The organism is Ramlibacter sp. P4_H7, from assembly GCF_056400765.1.
The window spans coordinates 56,609-75,724 of the sequence record NZ_JBFUKP010000016.1; the positions used below are offsets into that span (position 1 = coordinate 56,609).

Below are 19,116 nucleotides of genomic sequence, written 5' to 3' on the forward strand. Positions count from 1 at the left end.
CCTGCGGGGCCCTCGCGCTTTTCGGAGCCCGCATGCCGAGCATCGAGACCGTCGCCACCGTGCTGTTCGCGCTCGCGCTGGTCCACACCTTCGCGGCGCGCCAGCTGCACCGTCTGGGCCACCGGCTGCCGAAGCACGAAGGCCTGTTCCACCTGCTCGGCGAAGTGGAGGTCGTGTTCGGCTTCTGGTCGATGGTGCTGGTGCTCGCGATGGCGGCGCTCTCCAGCCGGGACGACGCGATCGGCTACATCGAATCTCGCCAGTACACCGAGCCGCTCTTCGTCTTCGTGATCATGGTGATCGCCGCCTCGCACCCCGTGATGGAGGCGCTGCGCTGGGCGATCAACGCGTGCGCGCGCGTGCTGCCGCTTCGGCGCGAGGTGGCCGTGGCCTGGCTGTGCCTGGCGGTGCTGCCCCTGCTCGGCTCGCTGGTGACCGAGCCCGCGGCCATGACGATGGCGGCGCTGCTGCTGGCGCCCCGCGTGTTCTGCCCCGGCGTGCCCGAGCCGCTGAAGTACTTCGCGCTGGGCGTGCTGTTCGTCAACATCTCGATCGGCGGCACGCTCACCTCGTACGCCGCGCCGCCCGTGCTGATGGTGGCCGGCGCCTGGAACTGGGACACCGCCTTCATGGCAAGCACGTTCGGCTGGAAGGCCGCGCTGGCGGTCGTGGTCAACGCGACCGCCGCGACCTGGCTGCTGCGGGGCCATCTGCGGCCCGACGCCCCGCAGCAAGACCTTGCGGACGCACCCGCCGTGTCCAGGACCGTGCAGGCCGTGCACCTGCTGTTCCTGGTGGGCGTGGTGCTGACGGCGCACCACCCCACTGTCTTCTTCGGCCTGTTCCTGTTCTTCCTCGGCTACACCAGCGCCTATGCGCGCTACCAGCAGCCGCTGCTGCTCAAGGAGGCGCTGCTCGTCGCCTTCTTCCTGGCCGGGCTGGTGGTGCTGGGCGGCATGCAGGACTGGTGGCTGCAGCCGGTGGTGTCCGGCATGGGCGCCAACACCCTGTTCTTCGGCGCGCTGGGACTGACCGCACTCACGGACAACGCGGCCCTCACCTACCTGGGTTCCCTGATCCAAGGCTTGTCCGACGCGTCGAAGTACGCACTGGTGGCGGGCGCCGTGGCTGGCGGCGGACTCACCGTCATCGCCAACGCGCCCAATCCCGCGGGCGTCGCGCTGCTGCGCGGGGGCTTCCAGGACGGCACGGTGGGGGCGGGCTTCCTGCTGCTCGGCGCGCTGGTTCCTACGGCCGTGGCGGCGGCCGCCTTCCTGTTCCTGTAGGCCGGTGGTCCCGTAGGCTGGCGGTGAGCCAACAGGCGAACCCCAGCGCTGGGGTTCGGCTTCGCGCTCACCGCCAGCCTACATGGGATGCATCACCCCGAAATCCGGCAGCGCGCCGCTCGCAAAACCCGGCGCTGCCAGGGAACCGAGCGCGATCTCGCCGTCGCGGATGCGCAGGCGCACCGCGCCGAAGGAGCGCTCGTACAGGTCCGGATGCGCGCGCAGGAAGGCGTCCTGCTCTGACTGGGGCAACGCCGCCATGCCGTTCACGTAGTGGTGGCCATTGCGCTCCACGTGGGTGATCCCCAGCAGGTTGACCAGCGCCAGGTCCTGCTGCACAGACAACCCCGCCTGCGTCGTGAGGTCCTCGGCGGACATGAAGTAGCGCGGCGCTCCCTCCTCGCGGTTCCAGGCGGCACACCGCGCGGCATTGAGGACCGACTTGTAGAAGCCCTTGCAGGTCTTGGACGAGATGCCGGCATAGCCGTGCGCGCGCGCCTGCACGAAGCTTTGCAGTTCGCCGTCGGACTCGTCGACGATCACCGGCTTGCCCAGCGCGGCGGCGCGCAGGTCCACGTCCAGCGCCAGCTTGCGAGCGATCGGCTGTTCGATGAACAGGATGGCGTCCCACAGCCGGCGCAGTGAGGCGCGCCCCTGGATGCCGCACACCAGTTCCTGCACGCCCTGCGCGCTCTCGTACTGCTCGTTGCCGTCCAGCGAGGCGTGGTAAGGCTGGGTCGCGCGGTCCAGCACGGAGGCGATCGCCTGCAACCGGTCCAGGTCGGCATCGACGTTACCGCTCACCTTGAGCTTGAAGTAGCGATGGCCATAGGCCTGCACCACCTGCTCCAGCGTCTCCGGCAACCCATCGGCCACGCGCTCGGACTGGTGGGCCTGCGTGATCGCATCCACCAGGCCCACGGTGTGGCGTGCGTGGATGCGGTCGGCCGGCCGCAGCGCGGAAAGGAACTGACCAAAGTCGTAGCCGGCGAACTGCGGATGCGCGTCGCCCATGCCGGCGAGATTGCCCTGCATCGCCGCGTAGAACGAGACCCCCTGCGCGCGGCCCAGCGCGTCGAGCACGGCGCGGTCCACCAGCGCGGGACCATAGCTCGCCAGCAGCGGGTTGAATCCCTCGCCTGCCGCGGCACGCTGGTGCGCATCGTGGTGGCGCGCGAAATGGCCGAAGGCAGTCGCCGGCGTGCGGTCGGAGAGGTACGCCGCGCGCGCCATGCGCAGCACCGCACGCAGCTGGGCGAAGTTGTCTTCGTTCGACAGCGACAGGTTCTTGTCGAACCACTTGGGCGCCATCAGTTCGGCCGCGGCGCCCCAGGCCGTGCGGCCATCGGGCAGCGCGACCTGCGCGCGCACGAAGGCCTGCGGTGCTTCGCGCAGCGTCACGACGCCGAATCGGAACGGCATGCGCAGCGTGACCGGCCGCTCGTAGAGCTCGATCGCGCGCAGCGAAATCAGGGTCGATTCAGCCATGGGCGTCCAGTCCCTGCAGGACGCCGCGCAGGAAGCCGATGGAATGGGCGGCGCAGCCCGGGCCGTCGGGCACGTAGTCGAAGGGCTCGACGCCGACGACGCCGGGGAAGTGGCCCTGGGCCTCCATGTCGCGCAGCACCCGGAGGATGGGGCCGAAGTCCATGGCGCCCTGCCCCGGACCGCGCCGGTTGGGATCGTTCACCTGCACGTGGCCGATCACACCGCGCGGCATCCATTGCGCCATCAGTTCGGGCACGGGCTGCGTCTCGGCCTGGCCCGCGGCGCTGCAGTCGATCATCGTGCGCAGCGCCGGCTCGTCGATCTCTTCGACCATGCGGACCGACTCCGCCACGGTGTTGAACAGGTCGGTCTCGCTCCGCGACAGCGGCTCCAGGCAGTAGGTGACACCGCAGCGCGCCGCGGCGGCGGCGGCACCCGACAGGCATTCGCGCGCGCGCTCCCAGGCCTCCTGGCGGGTGCTGCCTTCGGGCACGCTGCGCTGCCGGGGCGAGCCGTGCACGAGGTAGCTGCCACCGAGCGCGGCGCACATCTCCACCAGCCGCACCATGACCTGCCGGGTGCGCTGGCGCAGCGCGGCATCCGCGGACACGATGGACAGGCCCGTGGGGGCCACCAGCAGCCAGTGCAGGCCGAAGATCTTCAGCCCATGGTCCTCCGCCACGCGGCGGAAGCCCTCGATCTCGGCATCGGTGAGCTCCGTGGGATCGGGCAGCAGCGTGAAGGGCGCCAGCTCCAGCCCGTCGTAGCCGAGCTTGGCCGCGAGCTTGCACTGCTGCGCGAAAGGCAGGGGCTGCAGCACCTCGTTGCACAGGGCGAACTTCATGCGCCCGAGCTTACGCGCGTCGCGGCCACATGCCGCGCACGGCCCCACCGATGGCCGAGCGCACGCGCACCACGCCGGCCTTGAACGGCGGCACGTACAGCAGGATGGTGAAGATCGTGACCGCGGCGAAGGCCATGGCGATCGGGCGCGTGAAGAAGGGGATGATGCTGCCGTCCGAGAGCACCAGGCCGCGGCGCAGGCTCTTGTCCAGCAGCGGGCCCAGCACCAGCCCCAGCACGAGCGGCGCCATCTCGTAGCCGCGCCGGCGCAGGAAGTAGGCGCCGATGCCGATGGCCAGCATCATCCAGATGTCGAACAGGCGCGAGGCCGTGGCGAAGGCGCCCACCGTGCAGAGCAGGAAGACGATGGGCATCAGGATGCCGCGCCGCACCTTCAGCACCTGCAGCAGCGGCCGGACACCGAACAGGCCGAACAGCAGGATGGTGATCGAGGCCAGCGTGGTCATCGCCACCACCTCATAGATGAAGTGCGGATGCTGGATCATCAGCATGGGACCCGGCTGCACGCCGTGGATGATCATCGCGGCCATCAGCACCGCCGAGGGCGCCGAACCGGGGATGCCCAGCGCGAGCGAGGGAATGATGTGCCCGGGGATCGACGACATGTCGCCGGTCTCCGCGGCCATCAGGCCGTCGATGGAGCCCTTGCCGAACTTCTCCTTTTCCTTGCTCAGGCCCTTGGCCGCGGCATACGACATCCAGGCGCCGGCATCCTCGCCCACGCCGGGCAGCAGGCCCGTGAGCACGCCGATGATGCCGGAGCGCAGCACGGTCCATTTGTACTCCAGCACTTCCTTCCAGCGTGGCAGCACCGAGTCCTTGAGGTCGGCGATCTTGCGCTCGATCGGGTCGGCCAGCGTGGTGAGCACCTCCGCCAGCCCGAAAGCACCGACCAGCGCCGGGATCAGCGCGATGCCGCCGGCCAGTTCGTCCCAGTCGAAGGTGAAGCGGTTGTAGGCATAGAGGCTTTCCTGACCGACCTGCGCCAGGAACAGCCCCAGCAGGCCCATCAGCCAGCCCTTGAGCGGGTCGCCGCCGACGATGCTGCCGGACATGGTGACGCCGAACAGCGCCAGCCAGAAGAATTCGAAGGCGCCGAACTGCAGCGCGACTTCCGCCAGCAGGGGCGTGAACAGCGCGAGGCAGACGACGCCGATCAGCGTGCTCACGAAGGCGCCGGAGGTCGCGATGCCGATCGCGCGCCCGGCCTGCCCCTGCTGCGCCAGCGCGTAGCCATCGGCGCAGGATGCGGCGTTGGCTGCGGTGCCCGGGATGTTCAGCAGGATGGCCGTGCGCGAGCCGCCGTACAGCGCGCCCACGTAGGAGCAGATCAGCACCAGGATCGCGTCGTTGGCCTGGAGCTTGATCGTCAGCGTGGTCAGCAGCGCGATGGCCAGCGTGGCCGACAGCCCCGGCAGGATGCCCATGACGATGCCCACGAAGGCGCCGCCCAGCCCATACAGGAGCGTGAGCGGGTTCATGAAGCTCAGGTAGGCGGCGCCGAGGTCTTGCAGTCCTTGCAGCATGGCGGGAGGAATGGTTTCGCGACGCGCTCAGGGCAGCCGCACCAGGAACAGCTTTTCGAAAGCCAGCCAGGTGATGACGGACGACAGCACGCCGATCAGCAGCGCCTTGCCCCACGCGCGCGGCGTGAGCCTGCGTTCCGACGGGTCGGCGCTGATGCGCTGGAAGATCAGGATGGACGCCGTGACGTAGACCGTGGAAGCGAGCCAGAACGGGATGCCATGGCCCACCAGCACGACGCCGTAGCCGGTGCACAGCGCCACGGCGATCCACACCCGCCGGCGTTCCTCGCGCTGGTGCGCGGTGGCCGGCTGCACCGGCTGCGTGAACGCGCCGCGCCGCCAGCTGCGCAGGCCCAGCACGGCGCCCAGCAGCACCATGGCGATGCCCAGCAGCCCGGGCAACAGCCCCGGCACGGTGACCGGGTTGATGTTCTGCCGCTCCAGCCGGTCCATGGTGATGGAGCCCCCCACGACGGCGAGGCCCAGGGCGATCCAGCCGATCGCGTCGTGCAGGTCGGCCCGCGGCGAGGAAGGCTCGGGCTCGGTGCCCTGCGCGATGGAATGCTCGGGAACGAGGGCCGGGTCGGTCATGCGGCGCTCAGGGCTTGGGAATGCCCACCGTGTCCGGCGCCACCTTGGTCTTGCCGCCCGCGTGCAGGTTCCACGCATTGAGCTGCACCGCCGGCCACACGGCCTTCTGCGCCTCGTCGCCTGCCAGCGGACTGAACAGCGCGCCGCGGCTGTTCGCGTACTTGCGCAGGGCCTCGCTCTTGGCGATGTTCTGCGCCCAGATGCGCTCGACGGTCTTCACCACCTCGTCGGGCACGCCGTTGGGAATGAAGATGCCGAAGTAGTTGGGCGGCGCGGTGAAGCCGGGGAGCGTCGCGGACAGCGGCGGGATGGTGCCGAAGCCTTCCAGCTCCAGCGCCTTGTCGCCGACGGTGGCCAGCGGGCGCAGGCGCTTGCCGCGGATCATGTCGGCCTGCTCCACCGCCAGTTGCGTGGTCAGGTCGGCCTCGCCGGCGACCGTCGCGACCACCGCGGGGTTGCCGCCGTCGTAGGAGACTTCCTTGTACTTGACGCCGGTGGCCTTGACGATCTGGTCCATCGCGGCATGCGCGGCGGAGGTCACGCCGGCGGTGGCCACGCTGATCTGGCCGGGCCGGGCCTTCATGTCGTCCAGCAGTTCCTTGGCGTTCTTCCAGGGACGCTGCGGGTTCACGCCGATCACCTGGATATTGGCCACGTTGAGGAACAGGTGCCAGTCCTTGATGCTCGTGTTGACCGACCCCAGGGACTGGTAGGCGCCCAGGTCCTGCGCCGCCCCGGCCGCCCAGGTGTAGCCGTCCTTCGCGGCGTCCAGCGCGCTCTTGGTGCCGATCGCGCCGGATGCGCCCGGCTGGTTGACGATGACGATGGTCTGGCCCAGCGCCTTCTCCAGTTCCGCCGCCGTGACGCGCGTGACCTGGTCGGTGGAACCGCCAGCGGCCCAGGGCACGATCAGGTTGATCGGTCGGCTGGGCTTCCAGTTCTGCGCGGCGGCAGGCAGGGCGGCGGCCAGCGCCAGGGAAGCGGCGAGGGCGTGGAGGAAGAAGCGCTTCTGCATGAGGGTGTCTCCGGTTAATTCCCTAAACGGTTAATAGCGACTCTAGGCCGCGCGCGGGCCGGCTGTCAACGCGGCTTGCCCGGGGTTCACGCGAGCCAGCGCTCCCGGTGCTGCGCCACGAAGGCATCGTCGGTGAGGTGCGGGTAGTCGCGCTGCACGCGCGTCAGCTCGGCCTCCTGCCCCGGGCTCAGCCCCTCCTGCGGGTCGAGGCACCACGTCCCCTGCAGCAGGCCCTGGCGCCGCAGCACCTCGTGGCAGCCGGCGATGCAGCCATGGAAGTCGTGGTCCACGTCGAACAGCGCCGCGTTGCAATCGGTGACCTGGCTGTCCAGGGCCAGCAGGTCCATCGGCGCCTGGCCCGCCGCCACCGCGGCATGGATGCGTTCCAGCAGCTGCACCGCGGCCCGGGTCCAGACGCTCCAGTGACCGAGCAAGCCACCCCGCACGCGCACCGTCACGGGCCGGCCGTCGCGCACAAAGCAGAACGGCGCGAGCAGGTCCAGCACGATGTGGTCATCGTTGCCCGTGTAGAGCGTGATGCGATCCTCCGCGCCGGCCGCCACCACGCCGCGGATCACGTCGAGGGTCCGGTAACGGTGGAAGGGCGCCATCTTGATGGCCACCACGTTGTCGATGCCGGCGAAGCGGCGCCAGAAGGCCATGGGCAGGTGGATGCCGCCGACCGCGGGCTGCAGGTAGAAACCCACCAGCGGGATCTCCCCGGCCACGGCCTGGCAGTGCGCGATGAGCTCGTCCTCGCCGGCGCCCTTCAGTGCACCCAGGCTCAGGAGCCCCGCGTGGTAGCCGAGGCCGCGGGCGATGCGCGCTTCGCGCACGGCCTGTTCGGTGCGTCCCGCGAGACCGCCCACCATGAACAGCGGCCGCCGTCCGCCCAGCGGCTCCCACTCCTGTGCGGTCCGCATCGCGAGTTCCAGCACCGGCTCGTACAGGCCGACGTCGCGGATGGCGAACTGCGTGGAGTGCACGCCGACCGCGACGCCGCCGGCGCCGGCATCGAGGTAGTAGCGCGTCATCGCCCGTTGGCGCCGCTCGTCCAGCTTGCGCGACGCATCGAGTGCGAGCAGGTGCGCGGGGATCACCGCGCCGCGGCGCAGGACCGCGAGGCTGTCGGTGGGTAGGTCGCTCCAGTGCATTTCAGTTTCCAGCTGTCCCTTCCAGTGCCAACGCGGAACCGGCTTCGCCGGGCCGCTGGTCGCGCCCCCTCGAGCGGGGTCCCCGGGAAATCGCCGTGCGATTTTCCGGGGTGCCTCTGGGGGAGGCGCCGCAGGCGCTTCGGGGGTGGGCCAATCTCCGGGGGTGGGTCAATACTTTCCGTCGCGTGCTTCGTAGTGCGTGGGCTTGCCCAGGCTGGCGCCGCCGCGCTGCACCCAGTCGGCGGTCCAGTCCAGCATGCGCTGCAGGTCCACTTTCGGCGGGCCGTACAGCCGGAAGGCCTCGCTGCAATCGACCAGCCACGCGGTCTCGGCCTCCTGCCCCGTGAGGACGGGTGCAACGCCCAGGCGCTGGCCGAATTCGCGCGCCAGTTCGCGGATGCTCACGCGCGGCCCGCTCAGGTTCAGCGCGCTGGTCGGCGTGGTGCAGTGGGCCAGCGTGCGCAGCGCCCAGTCGTTGGCCTCGCCCTGCCAGATCACGTTGGCGTGGCCCATGGACAGGTCGATCGGCTGCTTGTGCAGCACCTTCTGCGCCACGTCGTGCAGCACGCCGTAGCGCATGTCGATCGCGTACGACAGGCGCAGCAGCCGGCCCGCCGTTGCATGCAGGTGGGAGAAGTGCTGGAACATGCGCTCGCGCGCGACGCAGGAGTTGGCGTACTCGCCGGACGGCGCCGTCGGCGGCAGCGACTCGGGCGCGCCGGCGCCCGAAGTGGGCACGAAGGGGTACACGCAGGCGGTGGAGAAGGCGACGATGCGCGCACGCGGATAGCGCTCGGCCACCAGCGCCGGCACGTGCGCGTTCATGGCCCACGTGAGCCATTCGCTGCCGGTCGAGCCGAACTTGCGGCCCGCCATGAACACCACGTTGGGCGCATCCGGCAGCGCCGCCAGCGCTTCGCGCGACAGCAGGTCGGCGGCGACGCACTCCACGCCACCTTGCTGCAGGTGCTCCCGCAGCCCCGGTTCGCTGAAGCGCGCCACGCCAATCACGCGCCGGCCCGGGTCGGCCCGCCTGGCCATGCGGGCCAGCGTCGGGCCCATCTTGCCCCCGACGCCGAGCACGAGGAGGTCGCCGGGCGCCTGCTTCAGCGCCTGCACCAGTTCCGGCGAAGGCCGGCTCATCAATTCGTCGAGCGCGGCGAGATCCTCGATCCGCGCGGGCAATCCCTGGGCATCCTGGGTCATGACTGCACTATTCACCGGATGGTGAATAGAGGCAAGACAGGGGAAGCCCTAGCTTCCAGGACGCTGCGGCTCAGGCGCGGCAGCGCTCCAGCACGTGGTGGGTCATGGCCAGCGCCAGCTCGTGCTCGCCCACGAAGACGCGGCCACTGATCTCCTCCTCCAGCCGGCTCGCCTCTTCCGCATTGTGCGAACGCACGGCGATCTCGATGCCGGGATGGAGCAGCCGCGCGTGCGTGGCCATCCGCCGCACGCCCAGCGTGTCGGGCGTGGCGATCACCAGCATGCGCGCGCGGGCGATGTGGGCCTGCACCAGCACCTCGGGCTGCCCGGCGTCGCCGAACACCGCGGGAATGCCTTGGGCCCGGAGTTCCTCCACCAGTTCGCGGCTCTGTTCCGCAACCACGAAGGGCAGCTGGTGGGCGAGCAGGCCTTCGGCCAGCTTGCGCCCCACCCGGCCGTAGCCCACCAGCACCACCTGGTGCGACAGGTACTTGGGGTCGGTCGTCGTCGGCAGCTCCGCCAGCGGATCGTCGCGCTGCGCCAGCTCGCGCGCCAGCTGCGAACGCGCGAGCAGCGCGCGCTGCAGCGGCCCGATGGCCCGGAACACCAGCGGATTGATCGCGATCGAGATCAGCGCGCCGGCCACCACCAGGCTTTGCGCCTCCTCCGGCATCACGCCCAGCGCGCTGCCCAGCGCCAGCAGGATGAAGGAGAACTCGCCGATCTGGGCCAGGCTGGCGGACACGGTGAGTGCCGTGTGCAGCGGATAGCGCAGCAGCAGCACCAGCAGCGCCGCGGCGACCGACTTGCCCACCACGATCACGCCGACCACCGCCAGCACGCGCACCGGCTGCTCGACCAGGATGCGCGGGTCGAACAGCATGCCCACGGACACGAAGAACAGCACCGCGAAGGCATCGCGCAGCGGCAGCGTCTCCTCGGCCGCGCGGTGGCTGAACTTCGATTCGCGCAGCACCATGCCGGCAAAGAAGGCACCCAGCGCGAACGACACGCCGAACAGCTTGGTCGCGCCGTAGGCGATGCCCACCGCTGCGGCGACCACGCACAGCGTGAACAGCTCGCGCGAGCCGACCCGCTGCACCTGCCACAGCAACCAGGGGAACAGCCGCCGGCCCACCACCAGCATCAGCGCCACGAAGATGCTGACCAGCAGCAGCGTCATGCCGACGCTGCGCAGCAGGACCTGCGGATCGGCCGACGCCGTGCCGGTGAGCACCGGCGCCAGCGGAGGCAGCAGGACCAGCACCAGCACCATCGCCAGGTCCTCCACCACCAGCCAGCCCACGGCGATGCGGCCGTTGAAGGATTCCAGCAGGCCCAGGCTTTCCAGTGCGCGCAGCAGCACCACCGTGCTGGCCACCGACAACGCCAGGCCGAAGACCAGCGCGGCCGCGACGCTCCAGCCCCACCAGGTGGCGAGGCCGAAACCGAGCGCCGTCGCGGCGATCATCTGCACCACGGCGCCGGGCACCGCCACCTTGCGCACCGCCAGCAGGTCGCCCAGCGAGAAATGCAGGCCGACGCCGAACATCAGCAGCATCACGCCGATCTCGGCCAGCTCGGAGGCCAGCTTGGTGTCGGCCACGAAGCCGGGCGTGAACGGGCCGATCAGGACGCCGGCGACGAGGTAGCCGACCAGCGCCGGCAGGCGCAGCCGCGCCGCGGCAAATCCGAGCAGCAGCGCGAGGCCCAGCGCGGCAGCGATGGTGGTGATGAGGGGGATGTCGTGTTCCATGCGAAGGGCCAATCTACTACGGCATCACCGCGGCGCGGGGGCGAAAAGAAAAAAGCCGCCCGCAGGCGGCCTGGCGGAGCAGTGCCGGCTCAGAGCTTCACGGTCGTCATGTAGCTGTCGTAGCGGTACTCCGAGAAGCGCGTCCACAGCAGCTGGTCGCGCTGGAAGGCTCGCATGTCCTGGTGGATCTTCTTGAACTCGGGCGACTTGGCCTCGTGCTCGGCGAAGACTTCCATCGACGCCTTGAAGCCGGCATCCATGAGTTCCTTGGAGAACGGCATCAGCTTCGTCTTCGCCGCCACCAGGCGCTTGAGCGCCAGCGGGTTGACCGCATCGTACTTGGCGGTCATGTCGCGCGCGGCAACCTTCGCCGCCGCATCGACGATGGCCTTGTTCTCGGGCGACAGCGCCTCGAACGCCTTGGTGTTGATGAAGAACTCCAGCTCGGCGCCGCCCTCCCACCAGCCGGGGTAGTAGTAGAACGGCGCGACCTTGTTGAAGCCCAGCTTCTCGTCGTCGTAGGGGCCGACGAACTCGGTGGCGTCCAGCGTGCCTTTCTCCAGGGCCTGGTACACCTCGCCGGCGGGCATGTTCTGCGCCACCACGCCCAGCTTGGCCATGGCCTCGCCGAACAGTCCACCGCCCATGCGCATCTTCAGGCCCTTGAGGTCGGCGACCGTCTTGATCTCCTTGCGGTACCAGCCGCCCATCTGGGTGCCGGTGTTGCCCGCACTGGCGCTCTTGAAGTTGTAGGCGGCGTAGAACGCATCCATCAGCTTGCGGCCGTTGCCGTGCTCCATCCAGGAGTCCATCTGCCGCGCGGTCAGGCCGAAGGGCACGGCGCAACCGAAGGCGAAGATCGGGTCCTTGCCGGTGAAGTAGTAGGGCGCCGTCTGCGCCATCTCGATGGTACCGTTCTGGATCGCGTCCACCACGCCGAAGGCGGGCATCAGCTCGCCCGCGGCGTGCACGGAGACTTCGAACTTGCCGCCCGACAGGGCCTTGACCGTGCGCGAGAAGGTCTCGGCGCTGCCGAAGATGGTGTCCAGCGACTTCGGGAAGCTGGAGGCGAGGCGCCAGCGCACGGCGGCCTGGGCGTGCACCGCGGGGGCGATGCCGGAAGCGAGCACGCCGGCGATGCCGGCGCGTTTCATGAGGGAACGACGGTCCATGGAAGAGGAGCTCCTGACAGCTGACAGAATAACGCCAAGCGATGATGCGCGCACCGCGCCTGACAAGCTTGCAGCAGCCTTGCACCTTGCTGGGGCACGCCGGTCGGCCAGCCGAACGAAAAAAAGCCGCACGGCGTGCGGCTTTTCGCAAGGAACGGGCGGGCCGTCCCGGCCCGGCGACGAAGACCGAAGCGTCCCCGCTTCGGTCTCGCCTCAGAGCTTTTGCGCCTGCATGAAGCGGTCGAAGGTGCCCTCGGTGAAGCGGAACCACAGGTTCTGGTCGGCGCGGAACTTCGAGTAGTCGGTGTAGACCTTCTTCCAGGCCGGGTTCTTCGCGGACAGCTCCTCGTAGACCTGCATCGAGACCTTGAAGGACTCGGCCATCACGTCGGCCGGGAAGGGGCGCAGCTTGGCGCCGGCGGCGACCAGCTGCTTGAGCGCGCCGGGGTTGCGGGCGTCGTACTTGGCCTGCATGTCCACGTGCGTGTAGCCGGAGGCGGCGGTGATGATCGCCTTGTACTCGGCCGGCAGCGCGTCCCAGGCCTTCTGGTTGATGAAGAACTCGACCTCGGGGCCGCCTTCCCACCAGCCGGGGTAGTAGTAGAAGGGCGCGACCTTGTTGAAGCCCAGCTTCTGGTCGTCGTACGGACCCACCCACTCGGCGGCGTCGATGGTGCCCTTCTCCAGCGCCTGGTAGATCTCGCCGCCGGGGATGTTCTGCGGCACGCCGCCCATGCGCTCGATGATCCGGCCGGCGAAGCCGCCGATGCGGAACTTCAGGCCCTTCACGTCGGCCAGCGACTTGATCTCCTTGCGGAACCAGCCACCCATCTGCGACCCGGTGTTGCCGCCCGGGAAGCTGATCATGTTGTACTTGGCGTAGAACTCGCGCATCAGCTTCATGCCGTTGCCCTCGAACATCCACGCGCTCATCTGGCGGCTGTTCAGGCCGAAGGGAATCGCCGCGCCGATGGCGAAGGTCTCGTCCTTGCCGAAGAAGTAGTACGGCACGGTGTGCGCCGCTTCCACGGTGCCCTGCTGCACGCCGTCGATGACGCCGAAGGCGGGCATCAGTTCGCCGGCCGCGTGCACGGAGATCTCGAACTTGCCGCCGGTCATGGCCTTGACCTGCTGCGAGAACACTTCGGCGGCGCCGAAGATGGTGTCCAGCGATTTCGGGAAGCTGGAGGCGAGGCGCCAGCGGATGGCGGCCTGCGCATGCACGGCGGGCGCGACACCGGCGGCGAGCACGCCCGCGATGCCGGCGTTCTTGATGAGGGAACGACGATCCATGGTGAATATCTCCTTGCTGGGATGCCGCGGATCATCGGCCCGTTCGCAATGCGAACCTGTCAAACGGCTGGCAAGGAAAGCCGGTGTTTCCACCCATGCAATTGTGGGTAGGAGCTTGCGCTGGCGCAAGGACGAGGGGGCGCCCGGGCCTGCAAAAGGCGAAGGGCCCGCGAGGGCCCTTCCGGCTTCGTGCCGCTGTCGAGCGGCCCTTCGCGTCCTTACAGCTTCTGCGCCTGCATGAAGCGGTCGAAGGTCGCCTCGGTGAAGCGGAACCACAGGTTCTGGTCGGCGCGGAACTTGGAGTAGTCCGCGTAGATCTTCGCCCAGTCGGGGTTCTTGCCGGACAGTTCCTCGTACAGGCCCAGCGACTGCTTGAAGGCTTCGGCCATCACGTCGTTGGAGAAGGGGCGCAGCTTGGTGCCGGCGCCGACCAGCTGCTTGAGCGCGCCGGGGTTGCGGGCGTCGTAGCGGGCCTGCATGACGACGTGCGCGTGGGCCGCGGCGTTCTCGACGATGGCCTTGTTCTCCGGCGACAGGGCATTGAAGGCCTTGTCGTTGATGAAGAAGTCCAGCTGCGGACCGCCTTCCCACCAGCCGGGGTAGTAGTAGAAGGGCGCGACCTTGTTGAAGCCCAGCTTCTGGTCGTCGTACGGTCCCACCCACTCGGCGGCGTCGATGGTGCCCTTCTCCAGCGCCTGGTAGATCTCGCCGGCGGGAATGTTCTGCGGCACCCCGCCCAGGCGCTCGAGCACCTTGCCGGCGAAACCGCCGATGCGCATCTTCAGGCCCTTGATGTCGGCCAGCGTCTTGATTTCCTTGCGGTACCAGCCACCCATCTGGGCGCCCGTGTTGCCGCCCGGGAAGCTGATCATGTTGTACTTGATGTAGAACTCGCGCATCAGCTTGAGGCCGTTGCCCTCGTACATCCACGCCGTCATCTGCCGGCTGTTCAGGCCGAAGGGGATCGCGCAGCCGAGCGCGAAGCACTCGTTCTTGCCGAAGAAATAGTAGGGAGCGGTGTGCGCCGCTTCGACCGTGCCCTGCTGCACGCCGTCCACCACGCCGAAGGCGGGCATCAGTTCGCCGGCCGCATGCACGGAGACTTCGAACTTGCCCCCGGAAAGGGCCTTCACCTGGGCCGCGAACACCTCGGCCGCGCCGAAGATCGTGTCGAGCGACTTCGGGAAGCTGGAAGCCAGGCGCCAGCGAATGGCGGCCTGCGCATGCACGGCAGGCGCAACGCCGGCGGCAAGCACGCCGGCGATGCCGGCCTGCTTGATGAGGGAACGACGATCCATGAACACTCCTCGATGAAATAATGTTGATGCGTGCCCGTGCGGCATCCAACTTTGGTGTCGGTCGCGCGGGGTGGCTCATTCTAGGAATGCAAGCTTTCTGTCAGGCCGGGGTTTTCCCTTGCGCTGCCGCAGGCGCGCCACATCCTCCCGCGTCCGCGGGAAGCTCGAAGAAAGCGAGGACCTGGCTGCGACAGCGGGCCGCTGGCGCGGCCCGGGGTCACGTCACAGCTTCTGCGCCTGCATGAAGCGGTCGAAGGTCATCTCGGTGAAGCGGAACCAGAGGTTCGCGTCGGCGCGGAATTTCGCATAGTCGGCGTAGATCTTCTTCCAGTCCTCGTTCTTCGCGCCGATCTCGTCGTACAGCGCCATCGAGGCCTTGAAGGCCGCGCTCATGAGGTCGTTGGAGAACGGACGCAGCTTGGTGCCCGCGGCCACCAGCTGCTTGAGCGCTGCGGGATTGCGCGCGTCGTAGCGGGCCTGCACCGAGATGTGGGCGTCCGAGGCGGCGGACTCGACGATCGCCTTGTTCTCCGCCGACAGCGCGTTGAAGGCCTTGTCGTTCAACAGGATGTCGAGCTCGGGACCGCCTTCCCACCAGCCGGGGTAGTAGTAGAAGGGCGCCACCTTGTTGAAGCCCAGCTTCAGGTCGTCGTAGGGTCCCACCCACTCCGCCGCATCGATCGTGCCCTTCTCCAGCGCCTGGTAGATCTCGCCGCCGGGAATGTTCTGCGGCACGCCGCCCATGCGCTCGATCACCCTGCCCGCGAAGCCGCCGATGCGGAACTTCAGCCCCTTCATGTCGGCGGCGCTCTTGATCTCCTTGCGGTACCAGCCGCCCATCTGCGCGCCGGTGTTGCCCGCGGGGAGGTTGATGATGTTGTACTTGGCGTAGAACTCGCGCATCAGCTTCAGGCCGTTGCCCTCGAACATCCACGCCGTCATCTGCCGGCTGTTCAGGCCGAAGGGAATCGCGCAGCCGAGCGCGAACACCTCGCTCTTGCCGAAGAAGTAGTACGGCGCGGTGTGCGCCACTTCCACCGTGCCCTGCTGCACGCCGTCCACCACGCCGAAGGCGGGCATCAGTTCGCCGGCCGCGTGCGTGGAGATCTCGAACTTGCCGCCGGACATCGCCTTCACGCGCGCGGCGAACACCTCGGCGCCGCCATACAGCGTGTCCAGCGACTTCGGGAAGCTGGAGGCGAGCCGCCATCGAATGGCGGCCTGCGCGTGGACCGCAGGAGCGATGCCGGTGGCCAGCACGCCGGCGATGCCTGCATTTCGGATGAGCGAACGACGATCCATGGGGACTCCTCGAATGGAAGATGCGCATTGCTGAGGCGCCCGGCAGCCGCCGGGCGCGTCCATTCTCGGAGTGAAAGGTTTCCGTCAGGAACGGGTTTTCCCTTGCGGGCCCGGTCCGTGGAAACCCGCGATCAGCCCACGATCTTGAGGCTGGGCGCCGGCCGCTCGACCAGCGCGCCGAAGCGGCCCTGGATGGATGCCTCGATGCCCGCCGCATCGAGCCCCTGCAGGGCCAGCAGCCGGGCCGGATCGCCATGCGGGGCGTACGTGTCCTGCAGGCCCAGCTGGAGCACCGGCTTGACCACACCTGCCGCGTTGAGGGCCTCCGTGACGGCGCTGCCCGCGCCGCCCATGACCGCGCCCTCTTCCACCGTGACGAGCGCGTCGTGGGTGGCCGCGATCTGCAGCAGCAGTGCGGTGTCCAGCGGCTTGGCCCAGCGCATGTTGGCGACGGTCAGGTCCAGGCGCTCGGCGGCCTGCAGCACCGGGTACAGCAGCGTGCCGAACGCGAGCACGGCGACACGCTTGCCCTGGCGGCGCAGTTCGCCCTTGCCGAAAGGCAGCGGCTGCAGGCCCGGCTCCACCGTGGCGCCGACACCGGCGCCGCGCGGATAGCGCACGGCCACCGGATGGTCCTGCTGGTACGCGGTGGTCAGCAGCTTGCGGCACTCGTTCTCGTCGGCCGGGCAGGCCAGGCTCATGTTGGGGATGCAGCGCAGGTAGGCGATGTCGTAGGCGCCCGCATGGGTGGGGCCGTCCGCGCCCACCAGGCCCGCGCGGTCCAGCGCGAACACCACCGGCAGGTTCTGCAGCGCCACGTCGTGGATCAACTGGTCGTAGCCGCGCTGCAGGAAGGTGGAGTAGATCGCCACCACCGGCTTCATGCCTTCGCAGGCCAGGCCCGCGGCGAAGGTCACTGCGTGCTGTTCGGCGATGCCGACGTCGAAGTAGCGGTCGGGGAAACGCTGGTGGAACTCCACCATCCCGGAGCCCTCGCGCATGGCCGGCGTGATGCCCACCAGGCGGTGGTCGTGCGCGGCCATGTCGCACAGCCAGTGGCCGAACACCTGCGTGAAGGTCGGCTTGGCCGGCGTCGCCGGCTTGACCAGGCCGACGGCGGGATCGAACTTGCCCGGCCCGTGGTAGGCCACGGGATCCGCTTCGGCGAGTTTGTAGCCCTGGCCCTTCTTCGTCACGACGTGCAGGAACTGCGGGCCGCCGAGCTGGCGGATGTTCTGCAGCGTGGGGATCAGCGATTCGAGGTCGTGGCCGTCGATGGGCCCCACGTAGTTGAAGCCGAACTTCTCGAACAGCGTCGCCGGCACCACCATGCCCTTGGCGTGTTCCTCGAAGCGCTTGGCCAGTTCGAACAGCGGCGGCGCGACCTTGAGCACGTTCTTGCCGATGTCCTTGGCCGCCGCGTAGAAGCGGCCGCTCATGAGCTGCGCCAGGTAGCGGTTCAGCGCGCCCACCGGCGGGCTGATCGACATGTCGTTGTCGTTCAGGATCACCAGCAGGTCGGTATCGGCGACGCCGGCATTGTTCAGCGCCTCGAAGGCCATGCCCGCGCTCATCGCGCCGTCGCCGATGACGGCGATGGCGTTGCGCTGCTCGCCCTTCTGCTTGGCGGCCACCGCCATGCCCAGCGCCGCCGAGATGCTGGTGGAGGAATGCGCGGTGCCGAAGGTGTCGTACTCGCTTTCCGCGCGCTGCGGAAAGCCGGCCAGGCCGCCGAGCTGGCGCAGCGACGCCATGCGGTCGCGCCGGCCGGTGAGGATCTTGTGCGGGTAGGTCTGGTGGCCCACGTCCCAGACGATGCGGTCCCAGGGCGTGTTGAACACGTAGTGCAGCGCGATGGTCAGTTCCACCGTGCCCAGGTTGGAGCTCAGGTGGCCGCCCGTGCGGGCCACCGACTCGAGCACGTAGGCGCGCAGTTCCTCCGCCAGCAGCGGCAGCTGCGTGCGCGGCAGCCGGCGCAGGTCGGCGGGGTCGTTGATGGTTTCCAGCAGCGTTGCCATGTCGTTCTCAGTTTTCCCGGTGCACCACCATCTCGGCCAGCGCAAGCAGCGCCTGCGTGTCGGCCAGGCCCGTGGTGGCCAGTGCCGCGGCGGCCTCTTCCAGCAGCTCGCGGGAGTAGGCGCGGGCGCGCTCCAGCCCCAGCAGCGAAACGTAGGTGGGCTTGTCCTGCGCGGCATCCTTGCCGGCGGTCTTGCCGAGGGTAGCGGAATCGGCGGTGACGTCGAGGATGTCGTCCACCACCTGGAAGGCGAGGCCCAGCGCGCGGCCATAGCCCTCGAGTCCCTGCCGTGCGGCGGCCGAGGGCTCGCCGCACGCCGCGCCCATCATCACGCTGGCCTGCAGCAGCGCGCCGGTCTTCAGCCGGTGCATCTGGCGCAGCTCGGCTTCGCTGAGCGACTTGCCGACGGCGGCGAGGTCGATCGCCTGCCCGCCCGCCATGCCCGCGTGCCCCGCGGCCTGCGCGAGCAGGCGGCACAGCACGGCCTGCGTGCGATCGGGGATGCCGGCGCCGACGGGCGTCAGCAGCTCGAAGGCCAGCGCCTGCAGCGCGTCGCCCGCAAGCAGCGCGGTCGCCTCGCCGAAGGCCACGTGCACCGTGGGCTTGCCGCGGCGCAGGACGTCGTTGTCCATGCAGGGCATGTCGTCGTGCACCAGCGAATAGGCGTGGATCAGTTCCACCGCGCAGCCCGCGCGCAAGGCGGCCTCTTCATGGCCGCCGACCGATTGCGCGGCGCCCAGCACCAGCAGGGGCCGCAGCCGCTTGCCGCCATCGAGCACCGCATAGCGCATCGCCTCGCCGAGCCGGGCGGGCGTATCCGCCGGCACCCAGGCGGCGAGGGCCTGTTCCACCTTGTCGAGTCGTTGGGACGACCACTCCGTGAGCGCGAACCTCACTCGGTCGCCCACGGCTTGAGCACGCCGGCATCGAGCACCTTGATCTGCTCCTCGACGGCCTGCAGCTTGTCACGGCAGAACTTCAGCAGTTCGGCTCCGCGCTCGTATCCGGCGAGGAGTTGTTCGAGCGGCAGCTGTCCGGACTCGATGAGGCCGGTGAGCTGTTCCAGCTCTTCCATTGCCGCTTCATAGCTTGCGGGAGGTTTGAAAGGCGGCTTGGGCATGGGATTTCTTCGGATCAACCATGGATTT

At 69.0% G+C, this 19,116-nt stretch carries 16 protein-coding genes; 1 reads left to right on the top strand and 15 read right to left on the bottom strand.

Annotated elements, in window-relative coordinates:
- Positions 1 to 32: 32 nt before the first annotated feature.
- Complete coding sequence (locus AC1DSA_RS19555; RefSeq protein ID WP_477892257.1) at positions 33 to 1,286, top strand: putative Na+/H+ antiporter; 1,254 nt, start codon at positions 33 to 35, stop codon at positions 1,284 to 1,286.
- A gap of 78 nt (positions 1,287 to 1,364) precedes the next feature.
- On the opposite strand, the gene AC1DSA_RS19560 is transcribed toward AC1DSA_RS19555, so the two are convergent.
- From AC1DSA_RS19560 to xseB, 15 genes are all read right to left on the bottom strand, one after another.
- Positions 1,365 to 2,774, bottom strand: a complete 1,410-nt coding sequence (locus AC1DSA_RS19560; protein WP_477892259.1) for an enolase C-terminal domain-like protein — start codon at positions 2,772 to 2,774, stop codon at positions 1,365 to 1,367.
- Positions 2,767 to 3,618 (bottom strand): sugar phosphate isomerase/epimerase family protein, encoded by an 852-nt coding sequence (locus tag AC1DSA_RS19565; RefSeq protein ID WP_477892261.1) that lies wholly within the window; start codon positions 3,616 to 3,618, stop codon positions 2,767 to 2,769. The genes AC1DSA_RS19560 and AC1DSA_RS19565 overlap by 8 nt, the downstream gene beginning before the upstream one ends.
- A 10-nt stretch (positions 3,619 to 3,628) precedes the next feature.
- Positions 3,629 to 5,164 (bottom strand): tripartite tricarboxylate transporter permease, encoded by a 1,536-nt coding sequence (locus AC1DSA_RS19570; RefSeq protein WP_477892263.1) that lies wholly within the window; start codon positions 5,162 to 5,164, stop codon positions 3,629 to 3,631.
- 27 nt (positions 5,165 to 5,191) lie between these two features.
- Positions 5,192 to 5,755 carry a tripartite tricarboxylate transporter TctB family protein gene (locus AC1DSA_RS19575; protein WP_477892265.1) on the bottom strand — a complete coding sequence of 188 codons (564 nt, stop codon included), beginning with the start codon at positions 5,753 to 5,755 and terminating at the stop codon, positions 5,192 to 5,194.
- 7 nt (positions 5,756 to 5,762) lie between these two features.
- A complete protein-coding gene (locus AC1DSA_RS19580; protein ID WP_477892267.1) occupies positions 5,763 to 6,770 on the bottom strand; it encodes a tripartite tricarboxylate transporter substrate binding protein in 1,008 nt (335 codons plus the stop codon).
- A gap of 86 nt (positions 6,771 to 6,856) precedes the next feature.
- Positions 6,857 to 7,924, bottom strand: coding sequence for a dihydrodipicolinate synthase family protein (locus AC1DSA_RS19585; RefSeq protein WP_477892269.1), 1,068 nt, complete (start codon positions 7,922 to 7,924; stop codon positions 6,857 to 6,859).
- Positions 7,925 to 8,092: 168 nt separating this feature from the next.
- Positions 8,093 to 9,130, bottom strand: a complete 1,038-nt coding sequence (locus AC1DSA_RS19590) for an NAD-dependent epimerase/dehydratase family protein (RefSeq protein WP_477892271.1) — start codon at positions 9,128 to 9,130, stop codon at positions 8,093 to 8,095.
- A gap of 70 nt (positions 9,131 to 9,200) precedes the next feature.
- Positions 9,201 to 10,886, bottom strand: a complete 1,686-nt coding sequence (locus AC1DSA_RS19595; protein WP_477892273.1) for a cation:proton antiporter domain-containing protein — start codon at positions 10,884 to 10,886, stop codon at positions 9,201 to 9,203.
- 89 nt (positions 10,887 to 10,975) lie between these two features.
- Complete coding sequence (locus tag AC1DSA_RS19600; protein ID WP_477892275.1) at positions 10,976 to 12,058, bottom strand: TRAP transporter substrate-binding protein; 1,083 nt, start codon at positions 12,056 to 12,058, stop codon at positions 10,976 to 10,978.
- 213 nt (positions 12,059 to 12,271) lie between these two features.
- Positions 12,272 to 13,351, bottom strand: coding sequence for a TRAP transporter substrate-binding protein (locus AC1DSA_RS19605; RefSeq protein ID WP_477892277.1), 1,080 nt, complete (start codon positions 13,349 to 13,351; stop codon positions 12,272 to 12,274).
- A 218-nt stretch (positions 13,352 to 13,569) separates the two neighbouring features.
- Positions 13,570 to 14,649, bottom strand: coding sequence for a TRAP transporter substrate-binding protein (locus tag AC1DSA_RS19610; RefSeq protein WP_477892279.1), 1,080 nt, complete (start codon positions 14,647 to 14,649; stop codon positions 13,570 to 13,572).
- 222 nt (positions 14,650 to 14,871) lie between these two features.
- A complete protein-coding gene (locus tag AC1DSA_RS19615) occupies positions 14,872 to 15,951 on the bottom strand; it encodes a TRAP transporter substrate-binding protein (RefSeq protein WP_477892281.1) in 1,080 nt (359 codons plus the stop codon).
- 131 nt (positions 15,952 to 16,082) lie between these two features.
- Positions 16,083 to 17,969, bottom strand: coding sequence for a 1-deoxy-D-xylulose-5-phosphate synthase (dxs, locus tag AC1DSA_RS19620; RefSeq protein WP_477892283.1), 1,887 nt, complete (start codon positions 17,967 to 17,969; stop codon positions 16,083 to 16,085).
- 7 nt (positions 17,970 to 17,976) lie between these two features.
- Positions 17,977 to 18,864 carry a polyprenyl synthetase family protein gene (locus tag AC1DSA_RS19625; RefSeq protein WP_477892285.1) on the bottom strand — a complete coding sequence of 296 codons (888 nt, stop codon included), beginning with the start codon at positions 18,862 to 18,864 and terminating at the stop codon, positions 17,977 to 17,979.
- On the bottom strand, positions 18,861 to 19,088 hold the full coding sequence (gene xseB, locus AC1DSA_RS19630; RefSeq protein WP_477892287.1) for an exodeoxyribonuclease VII small subunit: 228 nt from the start codon (positions 19,086 to 19,088) through the stop codon (positions 18,861 to 18,863). Before xseB ends, AC1DSA_RS19625 begins: the two co-directional genes overlap by 4 nt.
- Between the last annotated feature and the right edge of the window lie 28 nt (positions 19,089 to 19,116).